Source organism: Zavarzinia sp., from assembly GCF_049306435.1.
In the GTDB taxonomy this organism is placed as follows: Bacteria; Pseudomonadota; Alphaproteobacteria; order Zavarziniales; family Zavarziniaceae; genus Zavarzinia.
Genome location: NZ_JBAQRT010000082.1, coordinates 1 through 17,615, shown reverse-complemented (window position 1 = coordinate 17,615; position 17,615 = coordinate 1). Strand labels below are relative to the sequence as shown.

The window sequence follows — 17,615 nt, the reverse complement described above, 5'->3', positions numbered from 1 at the left end:
GGTCCGGGTCATGGACCAGCGGCCGGGCGAAACGGGGCGCCGGCATCGGGCGTTCCGCGACCTCGCTGGCCATGGCCCGCAGCAGGGCGGGCGACGGGTAGGTCATGCGGTAGACATAGCCCTGCGGGCCCGGCGCGCCATCGTGCACCAGGCCGGGCTCGATCATGAACAGGTCGCCCGGCGCGGCGGCGCCGGCTTGGCGCCCGACGTTGAACAATTCGCGTCCCGCCACCACCGCCCCGATCACATAGTCATCATGAGTGTGCGGGGCATAGGCGTGGGTGTGGAAACGGGCCACCAGGCATTCCACCGCCTCGACCGCCGGCAGGTGGAAGAAGCGGGCCTTCTCGCCTTCGGCGAGCGGCTGATCGAAGCGATGATCGTCCGCCCCGCTCACGCGCCTTCCTTCCGCTTGCGCCGCAGGTCGGCCCAATGGTCGATGCGGCGGCGGATCTCGTGCTCGAAGCCCTTGCCCTTGGGGTTGTAGAACTGCTGGCGTCCCATCGCCTCGGGGAAGTAATCCTGGCCCGAGAAATCGTCCGGCGCGTCGTGGTCATAGGCGTAACCGGCCGCGTAACCGAGGTCCTTCATCAGCCTGGTCGGCGCGTTCAGGATATGCTTGGGCGGCATCAGGCTGCCCGTTTCCCGGGCCGCGCGGCTGGCGGCGCCATAAGCCTTGTAGGCGGCATTCGATTTGGGCGCCGTCGCGAGATAGATCACCGCGTTGGCGATCGCCAGTTCGCCTTCCGGACTGCCGAGGAAGTCATAGGCTTCCTTGGCGGCATTGGCGACGACGAGGGCCTGGGGGTCGGCGATGCCGATATCCTCGACCGCGAAACGGACCAGCCGCCGCGTGATGTAAAGCGGCCCTTCGCCCCCCGCCAGCATCCGCGCGTACCAGTAGAGCGCGGCATCGACATCCGAACCCCGCATCGACTTGTGCAGGGCGGAGATCAGATTGTAATGGCCTTCCTGCGCCTTGTCGTAGAGCGGCGCGCGGCGCTGTACGACCTCGGTCAGTCCCTCGATGTCGAGGGGGGCCGGGGCCTCCATGGTCAGCAATTCCTCGGCGAGGTTGAGGAGATAGCGGCCATCGCCATCGGCCATCTCGATCAGCGCCGCCCGCGCTTCGGGCTGCAGCGGCAGGGCTTTCCCCGTCAGCGCCTCGGCCCGGGCCAGCAATTGCTCGAGCGCCGGCGCCTCCAGCCGGTTGAGGACGAGAACTTGCGCGCGGGAGAGCAGCGCGGCATTCAGCTCGAACGAGGGATTTTCCGTGGTCGCGCCGACGAGGACCACCGTGCCATCCTCGACGAAGGGCAGGAAGCCGTCCTGCTGCGCCCGGTTGAAGCGGTGGATTTCGTCGACGAAGAGCAAGGTGCGGCGGCCCATGCGGCGGCGCTGGCGCGCGGCTTCGAAGACTTTCTTGAGATCGGCGACACCGGAGAAAATCGCCGAGATCTGTTCGAAATCATACCCCGCCGCCGCCGCCAGCAGCCGGGCGATGGTGGTCTTGCCCGTGCCCGGCGGCCCCCAGAGAATGAGGGATGACAGGCGATGCGCCTTGATCATGCGGCCGAGCGGACTGTCGGCGGCGACGATATGATCCTGGCCGACCACATCCTCGAGGCGGGCGGGGCGCAAGCGGTCGGCCAGCGGGCGAGCGGCGTCATCCGCCGGGACCGCCGCCGTGCCGTCCGGGAGCCGGGGTTTCGGCCCCAGCCCCGCCGCCTCGAACAGGTCGCTCATCGCGGCAGGACGGTCGAGATTTCCCGGCCGCCCCGTTCGATCGTGATGCGCCAGGCACGGGAGCGCGCGGCGATCGTGTCGACCAGGTCCTTGGTGCTCTTGATGTCGACGTCGTTCAGCTTGGCGATCCGGTCGCCCACCTGGAAGCCGACCCGATCGGCGGCCGAACCCCCGGCCACTTCAAGAATCACGACGCCATCCGCCGCCGTGGCCCGGCCGATTTCCTCGGCCACCGCGGGCGAGAGATTCACCACCGTCGCCCCGGCGAAAGGATTGCGCCCGTCGATGACGCGCTGATCGCGCGCGGGCGTCTCGGGCGGCGCCTCGAGGGCGATGGTCACTTCGGTCGCCTGGCTCTTCCGCCACAGGCCGAGCTTGATCGAGCCGCCGACGTCATGGGTGGCCAGGCGGAAGGTCAGGGCATCCTCGTCGGTCACTGGATGGCCGTCGACCGACAGGATGACATCGCCGACCTTCAGGCCGCCCCGCTCCGCCGGGCCACCAGCGGACAGGCCATTGACCAGCACGCCGCGCGGCCGGTCGAGGCCAAGGCCCGTCGCCAGATCCGAGGTGACAGGCTGGCCCGTCGCGCCCAACCAGGGCCGGACGATGCGGCCGCCACTGCGCGCCGCCTGGATGACACTGCGCACCATCGACGACGGAATGGCGAAACCGATGCCGAGCGAGCCGCCGTCACGGGAATAGATCGAGGAATTGACGCCGACCAATTGGCCCTTCAGGTCGATGAGGGCGCCGCCGGAATTGCCCGGGTTGATCGCCGCGTCGGTCTGGATGAAGAAGCGATAGTCGGACACGCCGACCTGGGTCCGCGCCACGGCGGAGACGATGCCTTGCGTCACGGTCTGGCCGACGCCGAAGGGATTGCCGATCGCCAGCACGATATCGCCGACCTCGACCGCGTCCGAATCGGCGAGGACGAGGGTCGGCAGGGTCTCGCCCGCCGGATCGATCTTGAGGATCGCGAGATCGGTCCTTGGATCGGCGATCTGCATCTTCGCCTCGAATTCCCGGCCATCGGAAAGCGCGACGGTGATCTGGTCCGCGCCCTCAATCACATGGTTGTTGGTGACGATCGTGCCGTCACTGCCGACGATGACGCCGGAGCCGAGCGATCGCTCCACCCGCTCCCGGGGAATGCCGCGCGCCTGATCGCCGAAGAAGCGACGGAGCATCGGATCGTCCAGCATCGGGTTACGCACGGCGACCGTCTTGCTGGTGTAGATATTGACCACCGCGGGCACCGATTTCTTCACCACGGGCGAGAAACTGAGCTGCATCTGCTCGACCGAGGACGGCACCATCCTGGTTTCTTCGGCCCGGGCGGGAGGGGCGAGCGCCAGCAACGCGATGGCGGCATAGGGCAGCGGATTCAGCAGTCTCTTGTTCAAGATCTTGTCCCCTGAACGAAAAAGGGCAGCCCATGGGCTGCCCTTTGTCTTAGCACCGCAACTGCCCGGAGGCAGCAACAGGAATCACGCCTCGGCGTCATCCGCGGTCAGCACCGGGCCCGAGTCGAGGCCCTTCGCCGTCACGTCGCGATCGACCAGCTCAATCACGGCCATGGCAGCGGCGTCGCCCCGGCGGAAGCCGGCCTTCAGCACGCGGGTATAGCCACCGGCGCGATTGGCGTAGCGCGGGCCGATGACCTCGAACAGCTTGCCGACGGTCACATCGTCATAGAGCTGCGACAGCGCCTGGCGACGGGCGTGCAGGCCGCCCTTCTTGCCGAGCGTGATCAGCTTCTCGACATAGGGACGCAGCGCGCGGGCGCGCGGCAGCGTGGTGGTGATCTGTTCGTGCTTCAGCAACGACGCAGCCATGTTGGCGAACACAGCGCGGCGGTGCGAGGCATCCATGCCGAGCTTCACTCGGGCAACGCGATGGCGCATGGGACTCTCCCGTTCCTAATCCAAAGAGGGGGCGGTAGCCCGGCCTCAGAAATTGTTCTCTTCGAGGCGCTTGGCAAGCTCCTCGATATTCTCCGGCGGCCAGTCCGGCACTTCCATGCCGAGATGCAGGCCCATCTGCGCGAGAACTTCCTTGATCTCGTTCAGCGACTTGCGGCCGAAGTTCGGGGTACGGAGCATTTCCGCCTCGGACTTCTGGATCAGGTCGCCGATGTAGACGATGTTGTCGTTCTTCAGGCAATTCGCCGACCGGACGGAAAGTTCCAGTTCGTCGACCTTGCGCAGCAGATTGCGGTTGAACTTCGGCTCCAGCGGGGCGGCCTCGCGCACTTCCTGGCGCGGCTCCTCGAAGGAGATGAAGCGCTGGAGCTGATCCTGCAGGATGCGGGCGGCGATGGCCACCGCGCGATCCGGCTCGATCGCGCCATTGGTCTCGACCTGCATCACCAGCTTGTCGAGCTCGAGGTTCTGGCCTTCACGCGTGTTTTCCACGCGGTAGGCGACCTTGCGCACCGGGCTGTAGAGCGAATCGACGGGGATGAGGCCGATCGGCGCATCCTCGGGACGGTTGCGGTCGGCCGGGACATAGCCCTTGCCGTTCTGCACCGTGAATTCCATGTGGATCTTGGCGCCGTCATCGAGCGTGCACAGCACGAGATCGGGGTTCAGCACCTCGATGTCGGACGGCACGGTGATCTGGCCGGCCGTCACCTCGCCCGGGCCCTGGGCCTTCAGGGTCATGCGGCGGGCGCCTTCGACATGCATCCGCAGGGCGATCTGCTTGATGTTCAGGATGATGTCGGTCACGTCCTCGCGGACACCCGGAATCGACGAGAACTCATGCAGCACGCCGTCGATCTTCACGGCGGTCACCGCCGCGCCCTGAAGCGACGACAGCAGCACGCGGCGCAGCGCATTGCCAAGGGTCAGCCCGAAGCCGCGTTCCAGCGGCTGGGCGACGACAGTCGCGAAGCGGCGGGCGTCATCGCCCGGCGTCACTTCGATGTCTGCCTTCTTGAGGTTCTTCCAGTTATCCTGAATCACGACTAGACCTCATCCTCATTTCCCGAAAGCGCAGGCCCAATTCAACCGGATCATCTGCGCGCGGGACATATTGGGACTCACGTCCGAGCCCGGGGCCCCATGGCCCGGGAAAGCACGGCCGGCTGAAAGCCGGCCACACGACATCAGACGCGACGACGCTTGGGCGGACGGCAGCCGTTGTGCGGGATCGGGGTCACGTCGCGGATCGACGTGATCTGGAAACCGACGGCCTGAAGAGCCCGCAGCGCCGACTCGCGGCCCGAACCCGGACCGGTCACCTCGACCTCGAGGATGCGCACGCCATGTTCCTGCGCCTTGCGGCCCGCGTCTTCGGCGGCGACCTGGGCGGCATAGGGAGTCGACTTGCGGCTGCCCTTGAAGCCCATCGTGCCGGCCGAGGACCAGGAAATCGCATTGCCCTGGGCGTCGGTGATGGTGATCATCGTGTTGTTGAAGCTGGCGCTGACATGCGCCACGCCCGAGGTGATGTTCTTGCGCTCGCGGCGCTTCACCCGTGCCTTTTCAACGGCCATTTTCTACTTACCTTCCAAAGAACGCTGCGTCGCGTCCACTGATCCCCGTCAGGGGGCCTGGTCCCGAAAAGGGGTCGGGCGCGGACGCGCGCCCTCGCCCGAATTACTTCTTCTTGCCGGCGATCGGCTTGGCCGGGCCCTTGCGGGTCCGCGCATTGGTATGGGTCCGCTGACCACGCACCGGCAGACCGCGACGATGGCGCAGACCGCGATAGCAGCCGAGATCCATCAGCCGCTTGATGTTCATGGCGACGGTACGGCGAAGATCGCCCTCGACCGTGTAGTCGCGATCGATCACTTCGCGGATCTGCGAGACTTCAGCTTCCGAAAGCTGATTGACGCGCCTGCCGTCCGCGATGCCGACCTTGGCAACGATTTCCTTGGCCTTGAAAAGACCGATACCATGAATGTAGGTCAACGCGATCTCGACCCGCTTGTTGGTCGGGATGTTGACACCTGCGATACGAGCCACCGCTAACCTCTTCGTGACGTTCTGTTCGTCGAAACTAAAGCCATGCCCTTCGCCGCTCGGGGATAACCGGCTGCGCAAGCAAAATGCGCGCCGCAGAGCTGGCCCTGCCGACGAGAAGGGCGGATTATATGAGTCGGCAGGTTCATGTCAATCATTCAAGCCGCCGCAAAACCAAGTTCTGCTTCGATTTGACGGGTAACCTCGTCGATCGGCGCCATGCCGTCGACAGTGCCCAGCACGCCGCGGGCGCCGTAGTAGGGCAACAGCGGCGCGGTCTGGGCATGGAAGGCACCAAGGCGGCTGCGCACCGTCTCGGCGTTGTCGTCGGCGCGGCGCTTGAATTCCGTACCGCCGCAGATGTCGCAGACACCCGCGACCTTCGGCTGCTGAAACTTGTCGTGATAGCCGGCGTTGCACTTGGCGCAGGTGTAGCGGCCCGAAACCCGCTCCACCAGGATGTCGTCATCGACCTGCATGTCGATGACCTTGTCGAGCTTCATGCCCCGCTCGGCCAGCATCGTGTCCAGAGCCTCGGCCTGGGCGACCGTGCGCGGAAAACCGTCGAGAATGAAACCACCCTTGCAGTCGTCCTGGGCGATGCGGTCGGCGATGATACCGACGACGATATCGTCGGAAACCAGCTGGCCGGCCTCCATCACCGCCTTGGCCCGCTTGCCCACCTCGCTGCCGGCGGCGACGGCCGCCCGCAGCATGTCACCGGTCGAAAGCTGCACCAGGCCGTGGGCCCGTTCGAGACGCTGTGCCTGCGTGCCCTTGCCCGCGCCCGGCGGCCCCAGAAGAATGAGATTCATTTACCCCTGCCCTTCAGTTTCGACTTGCGGATCAGGCCCTCATACTGGTGCGCAAGAAGGTGGCTCTGGATCTGGGCGACCGTATCCATGGTCACGCTCACCACGATCAGGAGCGAAGTGCCGCCGAAATAGAACGGCACCGAATATTGGGTGATGAGAATCTCCGGCAGGATACAGACCGCCGAAAGATAGGCGGCCCCCACCACCGTCAGCCGCGTCAGGATATGGTCCAGATATTCGGACGTGCGCGCGCCCGGCTTGATCCCTGGAATGAAACCGCCATTCTTCCGCAAATTCTCGGCCGTTTCCGTCGGGTTGAAGACGATCGCGGTATAGAAGAAGCAGAAGAAGACAATCCCCGCTATATAAAGCGCCATATAGAGCGGTTGGCCATGCGCCAAAAGTCGGGTGATGGTCTGCAGCCATTCGGGGCCGCCCGTCCCGGCGAAATTGGCGACCGTCACCGGCAGCAGCAGCAGCGAGGAGGCGAAGATCGGCGGAATGACGCCGGCCGTGTTCAGCTTCAGGGGCATGTGCGACGACTCGCCGCCGAACACCTTGTTGCCGATCTGGCGCTTGGGATATTGCACCAGCACCCGGCGCTGCGCCCGCTCGAAGAAGACGATGAAGGCGACGACGACGACGACCAGCAACAGGATCGCGATGATCACGAAGGCCGAAATGGCGCCGGTGCGGCCGAGTTCCAGGGTCTTGATCAGCGCGCTGGGCAGGGCGGCGACGATACCGGCGAAAATGATCAGCGAAATACCGTTGCCGACGCCGCGCGAGGTGATCTGCTCACCCAGCCACATCAGGAACACGGTGCCCCCGGTGAGGGTGATCACCGCCTGGATGCGGAAGGCCATGCCCGGATCGATGACCGCGCCCTGGTTCCCGGCCGACATGCTCTCGAGACCGACGGCGATGCCGTAGGCCTGCACCAGGGCGAGGCCCACCGTGCCGTAGCGCGTGTACTGGTTCAGCCGCTTGCGCCCCGATTCGCCTTCCTTTTTCAAGGCTTCCATGGTCGGGGAAATCGTCGTCAGCAGCTGGACGATGATCGACGCGGTGATATAGGGCATGATGTTCAGCGCGAAGATGGTCATGCGCCCGAGCGCGCCACCCGCGAAAACATCGAACATGCCCAGGATGCCACCCTGGTTCTGCTGGAACACGGCCGCGAGGGCCGCGGGATCGACACCCGGAATGGGGATGTACGTGCCGAGGCGATAGACGATCAGGGCGCCCAGCGTGAACCAGATCCGGCGCTTGAGTTCCGTTGCCTTGGAAAAGGAGCTCCAGGACAGGTTCGCTGCGAGCTGTTCGGCGGCGGATGCCATCGCAGTTCTCCTAAGGGGATCGGGGGCTCGGCTGTTCTACCCCGCCCCAAGCACAATGGGACGAAAATCCGCGCGCCGAGGGACCGCGCCAACCCTGGCGCAGGCCCTTCGGCGCGCGGACAAGACTCGTCAGGCGCGGGCCGCTTCGCGGGCTTCGCGCTTCGCGATCTGCGTCTTGCGACGCTCGGCCTTCTTGCCTTCCTTCCGCGCGACGACGCGCTTCGGAATGATCACGACCTTGCCACCGGCGGCTTCCACCGCGGCGATGGCCGTGTCGGACGCGGCGTCGACTTCGATGGTCAGCGCCACCTTGATCTCGCCATCGCCCAGCAGGCGCACGGGGAAGCCCCGACGCAGGCCCAGCACACCGGTCTCGGCCAGGATGGCCGCGTTGACGCTGGCGCCGGCGGCGATCCGGCCGGCTTCAACCGCCGCCTGGATCTTGCCGAGATTGACCGGCAGGTAGGCCGTGCGGAACAGGTTCTTGAACCCGCCCTTCGGCAACCTGCGATGGATCGGCATCTGGCCGCCTTCGAAGCCCTTCACGGCAACGCCGGAGCGCGCCTTCTGGCCCTTCACGCCGCGACCCGACGTCTTGCCCTTACCCGAGCCGATACCGCGACCGACGCGCATGCGCGACGGGCGGGAACCGGCATTGTCGGCGATTTCAGTCAGTTTCATTTCGACATCCTCACGCTACGCGTGGTTTCGAACCGGCTTATTCAGCCGACTCGACCTTCACGAGGTGTTTGACCTTCTCGATCATGCCGCGGGTCGAGGGAGTGTCCTCGATCACGCTGACACGGTGCAGCTTGTTCAGGCCAAGACCGACAAGCGTCGCTTCCTGGTCCTTGGGGCGCCGAGCCGGGCTGCGCACCTGGGTCAGCTTAACTTTCGCGCTCATACGGGATTACTCCGCCTGGACGTCGGCCACGTCGGCTTCGGCCTTGCGGCCCTGACCGACGAGATCGCCAACGCGCTTGCCGCGCTTCGCCGCCACCGAACGGGGCGACAGGCTGTTCTGCAGGGCGTTGAACGTGGCGCGCACCATGTTGTGCGGGTTCGACGACCCCAGCGACTTGGTGACGACGTCATGAACGCCCAGGGTCTCGAAGACCGCGCGCATCGGGCCGCCGGCGATGATGCCGGTGCCCGGAGGCGCCGCGCGAAGCACCACGCGACCGGCGCCATGACGGCCCTCGATGTCGTGATGCAGGGTGCGGCCTTCACGCAGGTGGACGCGGATCAGCTTGCGCTTGGCCGCTTCCGTCGCCTTGCGGATGGCTTCCGGCACTTCACGCGCCTTGCCATGACCGAAGCCGACACGACCCTTGCGGTCGCCGACGACCACGAGGGCCGCGAAACCGAAACGCCGGCCGCCCTTCACCACCTTGGCGACGCGGTTGATGTGCACCAGCTTGTCGACCAGTTCGTCCTGCTGGCGCTCGCCGTCATGTTGACGTGCCATTTAATCGTCCTTTCCAGCAGGCTCAGAACTCGAGGCCGCCCTCGCGGGCACCCTCGGCCAGCGCCTTGACGCGACCATGATAGAGATAGCCGCCGCGGTCGAAGACCACGGTGGCGATCCCGGCTTCCTTGGCGCGCTTCGCGACCAGCAGGCCGACGGCCTTGGCCGCGTCCACGTCCGCGCCGGTCTTGAGCGAGCCCTTCAGTTCCTTGTCGATCGTCGACGCGGAAGCGACCGTGCGGCCGCTGGCGTCGTCGATGACCTGGGCATAGATGTGCTGCGACGAACGGAAGACGCTGAGGCGCGGCCGACCATTCGCGAGTTTGCGCAGGCGGGTACGGGTCCGCTGCTGGCGCCGTTCGAAGGTGTCCTTGATCGCCATGGCTGTTACTTCTTCTTGCCTTCCTTGCGGAAGATCGTCTCGGTCGAATACTTGATACCCTTGCCCTTGTAGGGCTCCGGCCGGCGCCAGTCGCGGATTTCAGCCGCGAACTGACCGACCTTCTGGGCATCGATGCCGGTAACCGCGATCAGGGTCGGCTTCTCGCACTTGACGTCGATGCCTTCCGGGATCGGCATCACCACATCGTGCGAATAGCCGAGGTTGAGCTGAAGGTTCCGCCCCTGGACAGCGGCGCGGTAACCCACGCCGGTGATTTCCAGATCGGTGCGGAAGCCCTGGGTCACGCCCTTGATCATATTGTTGACCAGGGTGCGCGACATGCCCCAACGCTCGCGAGCACGCTTTTCCGCGGAGCGCGGGGTCAGCGCGACCGCGCCATCCTCGAGCTTCACTTCGATGTCGTCGACGACCACGAGGGACAATTGCCCCTTCGCGCCCTTCACGGCCACGGTCTGGCCATCGACGGTAACCGTCACACCGGCGGGAACCGGGACCGGCTTCTTGCCAATACGCGACATGTTCAGTCCTCCTACTGTCGGATCAGAACACGCGGCACAGCACTTCACCGCCAACATTGGCGGCGCGTGCGGCGGCGTCTGACATCACGCCACGCGGCGTCGACAGGATCTGGATGCCAAGTCCATTGCGGAACGTCGGCAGATCCTTGATCGACGAGTAAACGCGGCGACCGGGACGGGACACGCGGTCGATCGACTGGATGACCGGCAACCCTTCATGATACTTGAGTTCGATTTCGATTTCAGGCGCGCCAGACGCGGAAACGGCATCGTGATAACCGCGGATATAACCCTCGGTAACCAGGACATCGAGAACACGTGCACGCAGCTTGGACGCGGGGGAACGCACAGTCGCCTTGGCGGCGGACTGGCCGTTACGGATGCGCGTCAGCATATCGCCGAGCGGATCGCTCAGTGCCATCGCGGTTCTCCTTACCAGCTCGACTTGACCATGCCGGGGATCTGGCCGGAAGAGGCCAGGTCACGCAGCGCGATCCGGGAAAGTTTCAGCTTGCGGTAGTTGCCGCGGGACCGGCCCGAGACTTCGCAACGCAGACGGACGCGGTTCTTCGCACCGTTGCGCGGCATTTCGGCAAGCTTGAGGGTGGCGGCGAAACGCTCTTCGTCGGAGATCTGCTGATCCATGACAACGGCCTTCAGCCGGGCGCGCTTGGCGGCGTGCTGGGCAGCCAGCTTGGCGCGGCGCTTGTTCTTCTCGATGGCACTCGTCTTAGCCATGTGCCTATCCTCAATTAACGAACGGCAGTTCGAAGGCGGCGAGAAGCGCTTTGGCTTCATCGTCCTTCGTTGCCGTCGTGCAGATGACGATGTCCATACCGCGAACGGTGTCGACCTTGTCGTAGTTGATTTCCGGGAAAATGAGCTGTTCCTTCAGGCCCATGGCGTAGTTGCCACGACCATCGAAGCTCTTCCCGTTCAGACCACGGAAGTCGCGAACGCGCGGCAGCGCGATCGTCACCAGGCGATCCAGGAATTCATACATGCGGTCGGAGCGGAGCGTGACCTTCACGCCGACCGGGGCCCCCTCGCGCAGCTTGAAGCCGGCGATGGCCTTGGTCGACTTGGTGATGACCGGCTTCTGGCCGGTGATCGCGGTCATGTTCTCGACAGCGCCCTGGATCTTCTTGCCATCGGTCGCGGCTTCGCCGACGCCCATGTTGATGACGATCTTTTCCAGACGCGGAACCTGCATCACGTTCTTGTAGCCGAACTGCTCGAGCAGCTTGGCACGGATGGCTTCCTTGTACTGCCGCTTCAGGCGCGGCTCGATGCGGGTATCAGACATCGATCACATCTCCCGAACGCTTGGCCACGCGGACCTTGCGGCCATCTTCGAGCACCTTGAACCCGATGCGCGTGGCCTTGCCGTCGCGCGGGTCCTCGATGCCGAGGTTGGACACATGGATCGCCGCTTCCTTCTCGATGATCCCGCCCTGGCTGGTCTGGGTCGCCTTGGTGTGGCGCTTCACGAGATTGACGCCGCCGACGACGGCGCGCGCTTCCGTCGGCAGGACGCGGAGCACTTCACCGTGCTTGCCCTTGTCCTTGCCGCTCAGCACGACGACCTTGTCGCCCTTGCGGATGCGGATTTTCTGATGATTGGCGTGTGCGGCCATCACAGCACCTCCGGCGCGAGGCTGATGATCTTCATGTGGTTGCGGGCACGCAGCTCACGCACGACCGGCCCGAAGATACGGGTGCCGATCGGCTCGTTCTGCTTGTTGATCAGAACCGCCGCATTGTGGTCGAAACGGATGGCCGTGCCGTCGGCGCGACGCACTTCCTTGGCCGTGCGAACGACGACGGCGCGATGCACGTCACCCTTCTTCACACGACCACGTGGAATCGCTTCCTTCACGGAAACGACAATGATGTCACCGACGCTGGCATAACGACGTCCCGCGCCGCCCAGCACCTTGATGCACATCACCCGACGCGCGCCCGAATTGTCGGCCACGTCCAGGTTCGTCTGCATCTGGATCATGTCTCGCTACTCCTAAAAGTCCCGGGTCAGGCCTGGGCCTGAGTCATGGGCTTCCCGTCAGCACCCACCGCACCGATGACCTCCCAGGTCTTCAGCTTGGAATAGGGACGGCTCTCCTGAATGTTCACGACGTCACCGACCTTGAACTGGTTGGTTTCGTCATGAGCGTGGTACTTCTTGGACCGGCGTACCACTTTCTTCAGCACCGGGTGCAGCACGCGGCGTTCGACCTTGACGACAACAGTCTTGTCGGTCTTGTCGCTCACCACGACGCCCTGCAACACTCGCTTCGGCATCTAGTTTCTCCCAAAGACGCGTCCCTCGGCCATTAGGCCGAGGCGGCCGCCTTTTCCTTCAACACGGTCAGGATCTGCGCGATCTCCGTCTTCACAGAACCCTGACGCGCAGAGTTCTCAAGCTGGCCCGTCGCCTTCTGGAAGCGCAGGTTGAACTGCTCCTTCTTCAGGACCGAAAGGAGGTCCTTCAGTTCGTCGGCCGTCTTGAGGCGCAGATCTTTAGCCTTCACGCTCGCCATGATCAAGCTCCCTCACCAAGCCGGGCGACGAATTTCGTCGCGATCGGCAATTTGGCCGCGCCGCGGGCGAACGCTTCCTTCGCCAGCTCCGCCGGGACGCCGTCCATTTCGAACATGATGCGGCCGGGCTTCACCCGGACCACCCACAATTCGGGCGCGCCCTTGCCTTTACCCATGCGGACTTCGGTCGGCTTCTTCGAAACCGGCACGTCCGGGAAAATACGGATCCAGACACGACCCTGACGCTTGATGTGACGCGTGATCGCGCGGCGGGCCGCCTCGATCTGACGCGCCGTCACGCGCTCCGGCTCCAGCGCCTTCAGGCCGAAGGCGCCGAAGGTCAGCGAAGTGCCGCCCTTGGCATTGCCATGGATCCGGCCCTTGAAGGCCTTGCGGAACTTTGTACGCTTCGGTTGCAGCATGGCGAATTACTCCGCTTCGCTCTCGGCCGGCGCGGCGGGGCCACGACCACGATCGTTACGGCGGTCACGCCGTTCACGATGTTCGCGCGGCTCACGCTCGGGGCGGGCCTGATTTGCTTGTTCGGCCAGGCGCTTGTCCTGGGCCATCGGGTCGTGGGCCAGAATCTCGCCCTTGAACACCCAGACCTTCACGCCGCAGGTGCCCATGGCGGTATGGGCGGTGCTGCGACCGAAGTCGATGTCCGCGCGAAGCGTGTGCAAGGGCACGCGGCCTTCACGGTACCATTCGATACGGGCGATTTCCGCGCCGCCGAGACGACCGCCGCAATTGATGCGGATGCCGCCGGCGCCGAGACGCATGGCCGACTGCACGCTGCGCTTCATGGCGCGGCGGAAGGCGACACGGCGTTCCAGCTGCTGCGAGATGTTCTCGGCGATCAGCTTCGCGTCGATTTCCGGCTTGCGGATCTCGACGATGTTCAGGCTGACTTCCGACTTCGTCATCTTGGCGAGTTCGGAGCGCAGCTTTTCGATGTCCGCGCCCTTCTTGCCGATGACGACGCCGGGACGCGCGGTGTGGATGGTCACGCGGCACTTCTTGGCCGGGCGCTCGATCACGACGCGGGCGATGCCGGCCGAGGCCAGCTTCTTCTCGAGGAACGCCCGGATGCGCAGATCTTCATGCAGAAGACCGGCGAAATCCTTCTTGTTGGCGAACCAGCGAGAATCCCAGGTGCGATTGATGCCGAGGCGCAGGCCGATCGGATTGACTTTCTGACCCATCGTCTTACTCCTCAACCGCCTCGGCGCGCTCACGCACGACGACCGTGATATTCGAGAATTCCTTGACGATGCCGGCGGCACGACCGCGGGCACGGGCATGGAACCGGCGCATCGCCAGCGAGCGACCCACCGTGGCCTGAGCGACCACGAGGCTGTCGACGTCGAGCTGATGATTGTTCTCGGCGTTGGCAATGGCGCTCTCGAGGACTTTCTTCACATCGCGGGCGATGTGCTTCTTCGAGAATGCCAGTTCGGCCAGCGCCGTCGAGACCGCCTTGCCACGGATCTGTTCCGCGACAAGGTTCAGCTTGCGGGTCGAGGACCGGAGATTGTTGCCAATCGCCAGAGCCTCGTTCTCGGCCACGCGGCGGGGATTCTTAGGCTTCGACATCGCCTTACTTCCTCTTCGCCTTCTTGTCGGCGGCGTGGCCATAGAAGGTCCGCGTCGGCGCGAATTCGCCGAGCTTGTGACCAACCATGTCCTCGTTCACCATGACGGGGATGAACTTGTGGCCATTGTGCACGCCGAACGTCAGCCCCAGGAACTGGGGCAGAATGGTCGAACGGCGCGACCAGGTCTTGATGACTTCCTTGCGGCCCGAGGCGCGAGTGGTTTCTGCCTTCTTCAGCAGATAACCATCGACGAACGGACCTTTCCAAACTGAACGAGTCACGGCGGTCTCCGTTACTTCTTCTTGGCGTGACGCGAGCGCAGGATAAAGGCATCGGACCGCTTGTTGTTGCGGGTCCTGTTGCCCTTGGTGCCCTTGCCCCACGGCGTCACGGGATGACGACCACCGGAAGTCCGGCCTTCGCCACCACCATGCGGGTGATCGATCGGGTTCATAGCCACGCCGCGGACCGACGGGCGGATGCCCAGCCAGCGGTTACGACCGGCTTTGCCGACCTTGGTGTTCTGATTGTCGGGGTTCGACACCGCGCCGACCGAGCCGATGCACTCGCCACGGACCAGACGCTGTTCACCCGACGACAGACGGACGATGACATAGGCGCCATCGCGGCCGACGATCTGGGCGAAGGTGCCGGCCGAGCGGGCGATCGCGCCACCCTTGCCGATCTTCAGCTCGATGTTGTGCACGATGGTGCCGATCGGCAGGTTCTTCAGCGGCGCGGCGTTGCCCGGCTTCACGTCGACCTTTTCGCCGGCGATGACGGAATCGCCCACAGCGAGGCGCTGCGGCGCCAGGATGTAGGAGAGTTCGCCGTCCTCGTAGCGGATGAGGGCGATGAAGGCGGTGCGGTTCGGATCATATTCGATCCGCTCCACGGTCGCCGGCACGTCGAACTTGCGACGCTTGAAGTCGACCAGGCGGTAGGCCTTCTTGTGGCCGCCGCCCAGGCGCCGCATGGTGATGCGGCCATGGTTGTTACGCCCGGCGTTCTTGTTCAGGCCTTCGGTCAGGGTCTTGACCGGCTTGCCCTTGTAGAGGTCCGAGCGGTCGATCAGCACCGTGCCGCGAAGCGACGGGGTGATCGGACGGAAAGTCTTCAACGCCATGGTCTTAGATCCCGGTCGTCACGTCGATCGACTGGCCTTCGGCCAGGGTCACGACGGCTTTCTTGACATCCGACCGCTTGCCGAGGCGACCGCGAAAACGCTTGGTCTTGCCCTCGGTGCGGATCGTGTTGACGGCGGTCACCTTCACCTGGAACAGCTTCTCGACGGCGGCGCGGATTTCCGGCTTGGTCGCGGTCAGCGGAACCTTGAAGACAACCTGGTTGAATTCCGAGACGGAGGTCGACTTTTCAGTGATCACCGGCGACAGAATGAGGTCGTAGTGCTTCAGCTCGCTCATTTCAGGCGGGCCTCCAGGCTTTCGACGGCGGCCCGGGTCAGCACCAGCTTTTCACGACGCAGGATGTCGTAAACATTGGCGCCGACCGTCGGCAGGACGTCGACATGCGGAATGTTGCGGGCAGCGCGGGCGAAGCCCTCGTTCAGCTCGGTATCGACGACCAGGACCGAATTCCAGCCCAGGGTCTCGAACTTCGCCTTCAGCGCGGCGGTCTTGCCGATCTCGAAAGCGGCATTCTCGAGCACGACGAGCTGGCCGGCCTTGGCCTTGGCCGAAAGAGCGTTGCGCAGCGCGAGCTTGCGCACCTTCTTCGGCAGGTCGAAGGCGTGGGACCGGACGACCGGACCCATGGTCTTCGCGCCGCCACGGAAGTTGCCGACCTTCTTCGAGCCGTGACGGGCATGGCCCGTGCCCTTCTGGCGGTACATCTTCTTCGTGGTCGCGGTGATCTCGCTGACCGTCTTGATGCTGTGGTTGCCGGACTGGCGCTTGGCGAGCTGCCACAGCACCATGCGGTGCAGGATGTCAGCCCGCGGCTCCAGACCGAAAACCTCGTCCGCGAGGTCGATCGACCCGGCGACGGTGGCATCGAGCGTGGTAATGTCGGCCTTCATCTATCAGCCCTCCTGAGACGCGGCGGCAGCCGGCGTCTTGACCTTGCCCGGCAGGGGCAGGCCGTCCTGCTTCACCTTCACGGCGTCGCGGACGAGCACATAGGAGCCCTTGGCACCGGGAATGGCACCCTTGACCAGAATGAGGCCGCGGGGTTCATCGAGCTTGGCGACCTCGAGGTTCAGCACGGTCACCCGCTCCGAACCCATGTGGCCGGCCATCTTCTTGCCCTTGAACACCTTGCCCGGATCCTGACGCTGACCGGTCGAGCCGTGCGAGCGATGGGAGACCGAAACGCCGTGCGTGGCGCGCAGGCCGCCGAAGTTCCAGCGCTTCATGACGCCCTGGAAACCCTTGCCCTTGGACTCGCCGATCACGTCGATCTTCTGGCCGACATTGAAATGCTCGACCGAAAGCTCGTCGCCGACGTTCAGCATGGCGTCTTCCGACACGCGGAATTCGACCAGCTTCATCTTCGGCTCGACACCCGCCTTGGCATAGTGGCCACGCATGGGCTTCGAGACATTCTTGACCTTGGCCGTGCCCGAGCCGAGCTGAACGGCCGTGTAGCCGTCGGACTCGATCGAGCGGGTGGCGACGACCTGCAGCTTGTCGATCTGCAGAACCGTCACCGGCACATGGGCGCCGTCGGCCGCGAACAGCCGAGTCATCCCGATTTTCTTGGCGATCACACCGGAACGCATGGCATCACCCTCAGAGCTTGATCTCGACGTCGACGCCAGCGGCGAGGTCGAGCTTCATCAGCGCGTCCACGGTCTGCGGGGTCGGGTCGACGATGTCGAGGAGACGCTTGTGAGTCCGAATCTCGAACTGCTCGCGGCTCTTCTTGTCGATGTGCGGCGAACGCAGCACCGTGTATTTTTCAATCTTGGTCGGCAGCGGGATCGGTCCCCGAACCCGCGCACCGGTCCGCTTCGCCGTATTGACGATCTCGCTGGTCGACTGATCGAGCACGCGATGATCGAACGCCTTGAGGCGGATGCGGATATTCTGGCTGTCCATCTTCAGAATCCTCGATGCACGCGGCGTCTTACTTCTCGATCGATGCGACGACGCCGGCACCGACGGTGCGGCCGCCTTCGCGGATCGCGAAACGAAGACCGTCGTCCATGGCGATCGGAGCGATCAGCTCGACCGACATCGCGACATTGTCACC

General features: G+C 64.6%; 30 protein-coding genes and 1 pseudogene. All 31 read right to left on the bottom strand.

Annotated features, from left to right (window positions below; genetic code table 11):
- The coding region (locus WAZ62_RS04230; protein ID WP_422642275.1) for an AraC family ligand binding domain-containing protein at positions 1 to 397 on the bottom strand (397 nt) is incomplete at its 3' end.
- Positions 394 to 1,746 (bottom strand): replication-associated recombination protein A, encoded by a 1,353-nt coding sequence (locus WAZ62_RS04225; protein ID WP_422642274.1) that lies wholly within the window; start codon positions 1,744 to 1,746, stop codon positions 394 to 396. The genes WAZ62_RS04230 and WAZ62_RS04225, both read right to left, overlap by 4 nt.
- Complete coding sequence (locus WAZ62_RS04220; protein WP_422642273.1) at positions 1,743 to 3,155, bottom strand: DegQ family serine endoprotease; 1,413 nt, start codon at positions 3,153 to 3,155, stop codon at positions 1,743 to 1,745. The genes WAZ62_RS04225 and WAZ62_RS04220 overlap by 4 nt, the downstream gene beginning before the upstream one ends.
- Before the next feature lie 84 nt (positions 3,156 to 3,239).
- Complete coding sequence (gene rplQ / locus WAZ62_RS04215; RefSeq protein WP_422642272.1) at positions 3,240 to 3,656, bottom strand: 50S ribosomal protein L17; 417 nt, start codon at positions 3,654 to 3,656, stop codon at positions 3,240 to 3,242.
- A 45-nt stretch (positions 3,657 to 3,701) separates the two neighbouring features.
- Complete coding sequence (locus WAZ62_RS04210) at positions 3,702 to 4,718, bottom strand: DNA-directed RNA polymerase subunit alpha (protein ID WP_422642271.1); 1,017 nt, start codon at positions 4,716 to 4,718, stop codon at positions 3,702 to 3,704.
- Between the two features lie 143 nt (positions 4,719 to 4,861).
- The gene (rpsK, locus tag WAZ62_RS04205; protein ID WP_109907561.1) at positions 4,862 to 5,251 is read right to left on the bottom strand and encodes a 30S ribosomal protein S11; all 390 of its coding nucleotides are present in this window, start codon (positions 5,249 to 5,251) and stop codon (positions 4,862 to 4,864) included.
- Between the two features lie 103 nt (positions 5,252 to 5,354).
- On the bottom strand, positions 5,355 to 5,723 hold the full coding sequence (gene rpsM, locus WAZ62_RS04200; RefSeq protein WP_422642270.1) for a 30S ribosomal protein S13: 369 nt from the start codon (positions 5,721 to 5,723) through the stop codon (positions 5,355 to 5,357).
- A 155-nt stretch (positions 5,724 to 5,878) separates the two neighbouring features.
- Positions 5,879 to 6,535: an adenylate kinase gene (locus tag WAZ62_RS04195; protein ID WP_422642269.1), complete on the bottom strand. Its 657-nt coding sequence runs from the start codon at positions 6,533 to 6,535 to the stop codon at positions 5,879 to 5,881.
- Positions 6,532 to 7,875, bottom strand: a complete 1,344-nt coding sequence (gene secY, locus WAZ62_RS04190) for a preprotein translocase subunit SecY (RefSeq protein WP_422642268.1) — start codon at positions 7,873 to 7,875, stop codon at positions 6,532 to 6,534. The genes WAZ62_RS04195 and secY overlap by 4 nt, the downstream gene beginning before the upstream one ends.
- A 129-nt stretch (positions 7,876 to 8,004) precedes the next feature.
- Complete coding sequence (rplO, locus tag WAZ62_RS04185; protein ID WP_422642267.1) at positions 8,005 to 8,556, bottom strand: 50S ribosomal protein L15; 552 nt, start codon at positions 8,554 to 8,556, stop codon at positions 8,005 to 8,007.
- A 37-nt stretch (positions 8,557 to 8,593) separates the two neighbouring features.
- Entirely contained in the window at positions 8,594 to 8,779 is a 186-nt protein-coding gene (gene rpmD / locus WAZ62_RS04180; RefSeq protein WP_422642266.1) for a 50S ribosomal protein L30, read from the bottom strand.
- A 6-nt stretch (positions 8,780 to 8,785) separates the two neighbouring features.
- Positions 8,786 to 9,343, bottom strand: a complete 558-nt coding sequence (gene rpsE / locus WAZ62_RS04175; RefSeq protein WP_422642265.1) for a 30S ribosomal protein S5 — start codon at positions 9,341 to 9,343, stop codon at positions 8,786 to 8,788.
- Positions 9,344 to 9,365: 22 nt separating this feature from the next.
- Positions 9,366 to 9,725, bottom strand: coding sequence for a 50S ribosomal protein L18 (rplR, locus tag WAZ62_RS04170; protein ID WP_422642264.1), 360 nt, complete (start codon positions 9,723 to 9,725; stop codon positions 9,366 to 9,368).
- A 5-nt stretch (positions 9,726 to 9,730) separates the two neighbouring features.
- A complete protein-coding gene (gene rplF / locus WAZ62_RS04165) occupies positions 9,731 to 10,264 on the bottom strand; it encodes a 50S ribosomal protein L6 (protein WP_422642263.1) in 534 nt (177 codons plus the stop codon).
- Between the two features lie 22 nt (positions 10,265 to 10,286).
- Complete coding sequence (gene rpsH / locus WAZ62_RS04160; RefSeq protein ID WP_422642262.1) at positions 10,287 to 10,685, bottom strand: 30S ribosomal protein S8; 399 nt, start codon at positions 10,683 to 10,685, stop codon at positions 10,287 to 10,289.
- An 11-nt stretch (positions 10,686 to 10,696) separates the two neighbouring features.
- Positions 10,697 to 11,002 carry a 30S ribosomal protein S14 gene (rpsN, locus tag WAZ62_RS04155; RefSeq protein WP_422642261.1) on the bottom strand — a complete coding sequence of 102 codons (306 nt, stop codon included), beginning with the start codon at positions 11,000 to 11,002 and terminating at the stop codon, positions 10,697 to 10,699.
- Between the two features lie 10 nt (positions 11,003 to 11,012).
- On the bottom strand, positions 11,013 to 11,570 hold the full coding sequence (gene rplE / locus WAZ62_RS04150) for a 50S ribosomal protein L5 (RefSeq protein ID WP_422642260.1): 558 nt from the start codon (positions 11,568 to 11,570) through the stop codon (positions 11,013 to 11,015).
- The gene (gene rplX, locus WAZ62_RS04145) at positions 11,563 to 11,901 is read right to left on the bottom strand and encodes a 50S ribosomal protein L24 (protein WP_422642259.1); all 339 of its coding nucleotides are present in this window, start codon (positions 11,899 to 11,901) and stop codon (positions 11,563 to 11,565) included. The genes rplE and rplX overlap by 8 nt, the downstream gene beginning before the upstream one ends.
- The gene (rplN, locus tag WAZ62_RS04140) at positions 11,901 to 12,269 is read right to left on the bottom strand and encodes a 50S ribosomal protein L14 (RefSeq protein WP_109907574.1); all 369 of its coding nucleotides are present in this window, start codon (positions 12,267 to 12,269) and stop codon (positions 11,901 to 11,903) included. Before rplN ends, rplX begins: the two co-directional genes overlap by 1 nt.
- A gap of 26 nt (positions 12,270 to 12,295) precedes the next feature.
- Positions 12,296 to 12,565, bottom strand: a complete 270-nt coding sequence (gene rpsQ / locus WAZ62_RS04135; protein WP_422642258.1) for a 30S ribosomal protein S17 — start codon at positions 12,563 to 12,565, stop codon at positions 12,296 to 12,298.
- A gap of 32 nt (positions 12,566 to 12,597) precedes the next feature.
- A complete protein-coding gene (gene rpmC / locus WAZ62_RS04130) occupies positions 12,598 to 12,795 on the bottom strand; it encodes a 50S ribosomal protein L29 (protein WP_422642276.1) in 198 nt (65 codons plus the stop codon).
- 11 nt (positions 12,796 to 12,806) lie between these two features.
- The gene (gene rplP, locus WAZ62_RS04125; protein ID WP_109907577.1) at positions 12,807 to 13,226 is read right to left on the bottom strand and encodes a 50S ribosomal protein L16; all 420 of its coding nucleotides are present in this window, start codon (positions 13,224 to 13,226) and stop codon (positions 12,807 to 12,809) included.
- A 6-nt stretch (positions 13,227 to 13,232) separates the two neighbouring features.
- Positions 13,233 to 14,009, bottom strand: coding sequence for a 30S ribosomal protein S3 (rpsC, locus tag WAZ62_RS04120; RefSeq protein ID WP_422642257.1), 777 nt, complete (start codon positions 14,007 to 14,009; stop codon positions 13,233 to 13,235).
- A gap of 4 nt (positions 14,010 to 14,013) precedes the next feature.
- The gene (gene rplV, locus WAZ62_RS04115; RefSeq protein ID WP_109907579.1) at positions 14,014 to 14,400 is read right to left on the bottom strand and encodes a 50S ribosomal protein L22; all 387 of its coding nucleotides are present in this window, start codon (positions 14,398 to 14,400) and stop codon (positions 14,014 to 14,016) included.
- Between the two features lie 4 nt (positions 14,401 to 14,404).
- Entirely contained in the window at positions 14,405 to 14,683 is a 279-nt protein-coding gene (rpsS, locus tag WAZ62_RS04110; RefSeq protein WP_422642256.1) for a 30S ribosomal protein S19, read from the bottom strand.
- Between the two features lie 11 nt (positions 14,684 to 14,694).
- Positions 14,695 to 15,528, bottom strand: a complete 834-nt coding sequence (gene rplB / locus WAZ62_RS04105; RefSeq protein WP_422642255.1) for a 50S ribosomal protein L2 — start codon at positions 15,526 to 15,528, stop codon at positions 14,695 to 14,697.
- Between the two features lie 4 nt (positions 15,529 to 15,532).
- Positions 15,533 to 15,826 carry a 50S ribosomal protein L23 gene (locus WAZ62_RS04100; protein ID WP_422642254.1) on the bottom strand — a complete coding sequence of 98 codons (294 nt, stop codon included), beginning with the start codon at positions 15,824 to 15,826 and terminating at the stop codon, positions 15,533 to 15,535.
- Positions 15,823 to 16,440 carry a 50S ribosomal protein L4 gene (rplD, locus tag WAZ62_RS04095; RefSeq protein WP_422642253.1) on the bottom strand — a complete coding sequence of 206 codons (618 nt, stop codon included), beginning with the start codon at positions 16,438 to 16,440 and terminating at the stop codon, positions 15,823 to 15,825. The genes WAZ62_RS04100 and rplD overlap by 4 nt, the downstream gene beginning before the upstream one ends.
- 3 nt (positions 16,441 to 16,443) lie before the next feature.
- Positions 16,444 to 17,142: a 50S ribosomal protein L3 gene (gene rplC, locus WAZ62_RS04090; RefSeq protein WP_422642252.1), complete on the bottom strand. Its 699-nt coding sequence runs from the start codon at positions 17,140 to 17,142 to the stop codon at positions 16,444 to 16,446.
- Positions 17,143 to 17,152: 10 nt separating this feature from the next.
- Positions 17,153 to 17,461, bottom strand: a complete 309-nt coding sequence (gene rpsJ / locus WAZ62_RS04085) for a 30S ribosomal protein S10 (protein WP_422642251.1) — start codon at positions 17,459 to 17,461, stop codon at positions 17,153 to 17,155.
- Between the two features lie 28 nt (positions 17,462 to 17,489).
- Positions 17,490 to 17,615, bottom strand: a pseudogene (gene tuf, locus WAZ62_RS04080) (elongation factor Tu); the annotation flags it as partial.

Coding starts and splice junctions, on each gene's coding strand:
- WAZ62_RS04225 (WP_422642274.1), bottom strand. CDS start 1,746: ATGAGCGACCTGTTCGAGGCGGCGGGGCTGGGGCCGAAACCCCGGCTC.
- rplQ (WP_422642272.1), bottom strand. CDS start 3,656: ATGCGCCATCGCGTTGCCCGAGTGAAGCTCGGCATGGATGCCTCGCAC.
- rpsK (WP_109907561.1), bottom strand. CDS start 5,251: ATGGCCGTTGAAAAGGCACGGGTGAAGCGCCGCGAGCGCAAGAACATC.
- WAZ62_RS04195 (WP_422642269.1), bottom strand. CDS start 6,535: ATGAATCTCATTCTTCTGGGGCCGCCGGGCGCGGGCAAGGGCACGCAG.
- secY (WP_422642268.1), bottom strand. CDS start 7,875: ATGGCATCCGCCGCCGAACAGCTCGCAGCGAACCTGTCCTGGAGCTCC.
- rplO (WP_422642267.1), bottom strand. CDS start 8,556: ATGAAACTGACTGAAATCGCCGACAATGCCGGTTCCCGCCCGTCGCGC.
- rpmD (WP_422642266.1), bottom strand. CDS start 8,779: ATGAGCGCGAAAGTTAAGCTGACCCAGGTGCGCAGCCCGGCTCGGCGC.
- rpsE (WP_422642265.1), bottom strand. CDS start 9,343: ATGGCACGTCAACATGACGGCGAGCGCCAGCAGGACGAACTGGTCGAC.
- rplR (WP_422642264.1), bottom strand. CDS start 9,725: ATGGCGATCAAGGACACCTTCGAACGGCGCCAGCAGCGGACCCGTACC.
- rplF (WP_422642263.1), bottom strand. CDS start 10,264: ATGTCGCGTATTGGCAAGAAGCCGGTCCCGGTTCCCGCCGGTGTGACG.
- rpsH (WP_422642262.1), bottom strand. CDS start 10,685: ATGGCACTGAGCGATCCGCTCGGCGATATGCTGACGCGCATCCGTAAC.
- rpsN (WP_422642261.1), bottom strand. CDS start 11,002: ATGGCTAAGACGAGTGCCATCGAGAAGAACAAGCGCCGCGCCAAGCTG.
- rplE (WP_422642260.1), bottom strand. CDS start 11,570: ATGTCTGATACCCGCATCGAGCCGCGCCTGAAGCGGCAGTACAAGGAA.
- rplX (WP_422642259.1), bottom strand. CDS start 11,901: ATGGCCGCACACGCCAATCATCAGAAAATCCGCATCCGCAAGGGCGAC.
- rplN (WP_109907574.1), bottom strand. CDS start 12,269: ATGATCCAGATGCAGACGAACCTGGACGTGGCCGACAATTCGGGCGCG.
- rpsQ (WP_422642258.1), bottom strand. CDS start 12,565: ATGCCGAAGCGAGTGTTGCAGGGCGTCGTGGTGAGCGACAAGACCGAC.
- rplP (WP_109907577.1), bottom strand. CDS start 13,226: ATGCTGCAACCGAAGCGTACAAAGTTCCGCAAGGCCTTCAAGGGCCGG.
- rpsC (WP_422642257.1), bottom strand. CDS start 14,009: ATGGGTCAGAAAGTCAATCCGATCGGCCTGCGCCTCGGCATCAATCGC.
- rplV (WP_109907579.1), bottom strand. CDS start 14,400: ATGTCGAAGCCTAAGAATCCCCGCCGCGTGGCCGAGAACGAGGCTCTG.
- rplB (WP_422642255.1), bottom strand. CDS start 15,528: ATGGCGTTGAAGACTTTCCGTCCGATCACCCCGTCGCTTCGCGGCACG.
- WAZ62_RS04100 (WP_422642254.1), bottom strand. CDS start 15,826: ATGAGCGAGCTGAAGCACTACGACCTCATTCTGTCGCCGGTGATCACT.
- rplD (WP_422642253.1), bottom strand. CDS start 16,440: ATGAAGGCCGACATTACCACGCTCGATGCCACCGTCGCCGGGTCGATC.
- rplC (WP_422642252.1), bottom strand. CDS start 17,142: ATGCGTTCCGGTGTGATCGCCAAGAAAATCGGGATGACTCGGCTGTTC.
- rpsJ (WP_422642251.1), bottom strand. CDS start 17,461: ATGGACAGCCAGAATATCCGCATCCGCCTCAAGGCGTTCGATCATCGC.